The following is a 3,486-nucleotide window of genomic DNA, read 5'->3' as shown; positions in this document are numbered from 1 at the left end:
GTCGCCGTCTATTCCGACGCCGATCGCAACGCCCGCCATGTCGCGATGGCCGACGAGGCCGTCCATATCGGCCCATCGCCGGCGCGCGACAGCTACCTGGTCGGCGACAGGCTGATCGAGGCCGCGCGCCGCACGGGCGCCCAAGCGATCCACCCCGGCTACGGCTTCCTCTCGGAGAACGCCGACTTCGCGCAAGCGGTCATCGACGCCGGACTGATCTGGATCGGCCCGTCCCCGCAGTCGATCCGCGATCTCGGCGACAAGGTCACCGCGCGCCACATCGCCGAGCGGGCCAAGGCCCCGATGGCCGCTGGCACCAAGGACCCGGTGGCCGACGCCGACGAGGTCGTCGCCTTCGCCAAGCAGTACGGCGTCCCGGTGGCCATCAAGGCTGCGTTCGGCGGCGGTGGCCGCGGCATGAAGGTCGCGCACACCGTCGAGGAGATCCCCGAGTTGTTCGAGTCGGCCACGCGTGAAGCGGTGGCCGCGTTCGGCCGTGGCGAGTGCTTCGTCGAGCAGTACCTCGACAAGGCCCGCCACGTGGAGGCCCAGGTCATCGCTGACCAGCACGGCAACGTCGTCGTCGCCGGCACCCGCGACTGTTCGCTGCAGCGCCGCTTCCAGAAGCTCGTGGAGGAGGCCCCCGCGCCGTTCCTCACCGACGACCAGCGTGGACGCATCCACTCGTCGGCGAAGGCCATCTGCAAGGAAGCCGGCTACTACGGCGCCGGCACCGTCGAGTACCTCGTGCAGGGCGACACCGTCTCCTTCCTCGAGGTCAACACCCGCCTGCAGGTCGAGCACCCGGTCACCGAGGAGACCGCCGGGATCGACCTGGTGCGCCAGCAGTTCCGTATCGCCGAGGGCGAGGAGCTAACCATCAAGGAGGATCCGGCACCGCGCGGGCACTCCTTCGAGTTCCGCATCAACGGCGAGGACGCCGGCCGCGGCTTCCTCCCCGCCCCCGGCCCGATCAGCGTCTACCGCGAGCCGTCGGGCCCCGGTGTCCGCGTCGACTCGGGTGTGCGGCAGGGCGATGTCATCGGCGGCCAGTTCGACTCGATGCTCGCCAAGCTGATCGTGACGGGCGAGAACCGCGAGCAGGCGCTCGAGCGCGCCCGCCGCGCCCTCGACGAGTTCGAGGTCGATGGTCTGGCCACTGTGATCCCCTTCCACCGCCACATCGTCAGCAACCCTGCCTTCATCGGCGACGGGGAGACCTTCGAGGTCTACACCAAGTGGATCGAGACCGACTGGGACAACCCGCTCGAGCCGTTCGGCGGGGCCGGCGACCTCGAGGAGTCCGACGAGTTGCCGCGCCAGAAGGTTGTCGTCGAGATCGACGGCCGACGGGTCGAGGTGTCGCTGCCCGGCGACCTGTCGATCGGCGAGAACGGCGTCCGTCACGGCGCCGTCCGCCGCAAGCCGAAGGACCGCACCCGCTCGAAGGGCCGCAGTCAGGCGGCGTCTGGCGATTCGGTGACGGCGCCGATGCAGGGCACCGTCGTCAAGGTCGCCGTCGAGGAGGGCCAAGAGGTCTCTGAGGGCGAGCTGATCGTGGTCCTCGAAGCCATGAAGATGGAGAACCCCGTCAACGCCCACAAGTCCGGCACCGTGACCGGGCTGGCGGTGTCCGCAGGCGACGCGGTCACCCAGGGCACGCTGCTGCTCGAGATCAAGTAGCACGACCACCCGCCCGCCACGTCGATGGAAGTCGTCGAGATCAACGCGGGCGCGTGGTACCTGCGCGCCCTGCGCGACGACGAGCGGGTCAGTGATGTGCCAGCACTGGCCGATCTCGGCATCGCCGACCCGGCGGCCTTCGTCGCGGCAGCCGATGCCGGCTGGGCCGACGAATCCCGGTTCAGCTGGGCGGTATGCGAACCGACGACGGGCGAACTGATGTCGTTGATCACCGCCGACGCGGGTGGCGCGCCGATCGGTCAGGCGCGGACCGGGCAGCAGCAGAGCCTCGACGACGCCCTACCCGTCGTTGAGCGCTTCCTCGGATCGCTGTAACCGCACTTCCGCTACCACTCCCGACAACAGCTACCGTTGCGACGGTAGCTGTTGCGAGAACCGGTAGCGGTTGTTGCTACTCGCCTACGGCGCGCGCGTACTCGGCTGCGGCGTCGTCGAACGCGGCGAAGAACCGGTTCTTGAGACCCTCCGCCTCCTGCTCGGCCGCAACGACGGTGGGATGGGTGTCGACCACCTGGTAGGCCCCTGATTCCGGATCGTTCGCCTCCGCCACGCGGACCTGCCCGCAGACGCTGCACTGCATGCACGGCGCGGCGCACGATTCGCACTCGCACGTCTCGCCGCCACAGCAGTCGTCGGCGCAACAGCCCGTCTCGCAGCACTCGGGCTCGGGTTTGCCCAGCCCCAACTCGTCGGCCACCACGTGGAACAGGTGCCAGCGTTGCCCCGCCGCACCATGCGCGCGAGCGAGCAGATCGGTGAACGGCCATTCCGGCACCGGCAGGTCCGGCCGCGTCTCGCAGAGTTCCGCCGCATCGCGCAGCACGTTGGCGTGGCTCGCCCACGCACGCGCCTCGCTGAGACAGGCCTCGACACCGATGTCATCGCCGGCGTCGCGGGCGTCGAGCGCGGAGGCCGACCACTCCTGCGCCTGCTCCTGGTGGACCTCATACTCGGTGCGTATCGCCGCGACGTCGTTGCCGAAGAGGTAGGCGGTGGCCATCGGGTCCAACGGCTTGTCCTCCCTGCCGGACAGGTACAAGAACGCGAGGTTTCGGGAGTTGGCCGGATCGTGGTAGTCGATGTCAGTCATACCCGGCAAGGTAGCGCCGAGGTCGGACACCGCTACCGGATCAGACCCGCCCGCTGGAGGCGGTACCGACACGACGCCGCGACGTCGTGGCGTTCCAGATCCGACCAGGTCCAGCGCAACACGCGAATGCCGCGCTCGCGCAGGCGGTCGTCGCGCGCAATGGCCCGCCACGACGCCGACAACGCTGTGTCACCGGGTACCCGCACGCGTTCGTAGCGCGCCGCCCCGTCGAACTCGCCGAGCACCAACCCGCTCCAGTCCATGTCGGGTTGCACCATCTCCTCGTCGCCGTCCTCGAGCAGAGCGTGCTTGAGCCGCGGCCGCGGCAGGCCCGCGCCGAGCACTTGGGCACGGCACCACGACTCGCCGACCCCGTCGGCCAAGGGCGAGGCGTGGCGCATCGCCGACGACAGCCGCGCGCTGGCCATGGCCGGCGACGACCATGAGCGCTCCATCGCCCTGATCATGCAGCGCTACGAGGAGCGACTCACTGCATACCAAAGCGTGGACTTCGACGACCTGATCGGCCTGCCGCTGCGGCTCTTGAAGGGCCACCCCGAGGTGCGCGAGAAATGGCAGCGCCTGCTGGGCCATGTGCTGGTCGATGAATACCAGGACACCAACGCCACGCAGTACGAGCTGCTGAAATTCCTGGTGGGCGAACGCGCGCGCTTCACCGCCGTGGGCGACGA

At 69.3% G+C, this 3,486-nt stretch carries 5 protein-coding genes; 3 read left to right on the top strand and 2 right to left on the bottom strand.

The annotated features are described in order from the left end of the window. The coding region (locus tag B4L26_RS14235; protein ID WP_290719733.1) for an acetyl-CoA carboxylase biotin carboxylase subunit at positions 1 to 1,683 on the top strand (1,683 nt) is incomplete at its 5' end. A 24-nt stretch (positions 1,684 to 1,707) separates the two neighbouring features. Continuing rightward, the gene (locus B4L26_RS14230) at positions 1,708 to 2,019 is read left to right on the top strand and encodes a hypothetical protein (RefSeq protein ID WP_290719731.1); all 312 of its coding nucleotides are present in this window, start codon (positions 1,708 to 1,710) and stop codon (positions 2,017 to 2,019) included. Positions 2,020 to 2,095: 76 nt separating this feature from the next. On the opposite strand, the gene B4L26_RS14225 is transcribed toward B4L26_RS14230, so the two are convergent. Next, complete coding sequence (locus tag B4L26_RS14225) at positions 2,096 to 2,794, bottom strand: hypothetical protein (RefSeq protein WP_290719729.1); 699 nt, start codon at positions 2,792 to 2,794, stop codon at positions 2,096 to 2,098. A gap of 32 nt (positions 2,795 to 2,826) precedes the next feature. Then, the gene (locus tag B4L26_RS14220; protein WP_290719727.1) at positions 2,827 to 3,222 is read right to left on the bottom strand and encodes a hypothetical protein; all 396 of its coding nucleotides are present in this window, start codon (positions 3,220 to 3,222) and stop codon (positions 2,827 to 2,829) included. On the opposite strand from B4L26_RS14220, the gene B4L26_RS14215 reads away from it, so the two are divergent. Next, positions 3,221 to 3,486, top strand: a 266-nt coding sequence (locus B4L26_RS14215) for a UvrD-helicase domain-containing protein (RefSeq protein ID WP_290719725.1), incomplete at its 3' end; no start/stop codon positions are given. The two genes, B4L26_RS14220 and B4L26_RS14215, sit on opposite strands and share 2 nt — an antisense overlap.

Origin of the sequence: Gordonia sp. UBA7599, assembly GCA_002477755.1 — a bacterium.
Lineage (GTDB): Bacteria > Actinomycetota > Actinomycetes > Mycobacteriales > Mycobacteriaceae > Gordonia.
Note: the sequence above shows the minus strand (reverse complement) of the source record. Positions and strands in the feature narration are given on the sequence as shown.

Coding starts and splice junctions, on each gene's coding strand:
- B4L26_RS14220 (WP_290719727.1), bottom strand. CDS start 3,222: ATGGCCAGCGCGCGGCTGTCGTCGGCGATGCGCCACGCCTCGCCCTTG.
- B4L26_RS14230 (WP_290719731.1), top strand. CDS start 1,708: ATGGAAGTCGTCGAGATCAACGCGGGCGCGTGGTACCTGCGCGCCCTG.
- B4L26_RS14225 (WP_290719729.1), bottom strand. CDS start 2,794: ATGACTGACATCGACTACCACGATCCGGCCAACTCCCGAAACCTCGCG.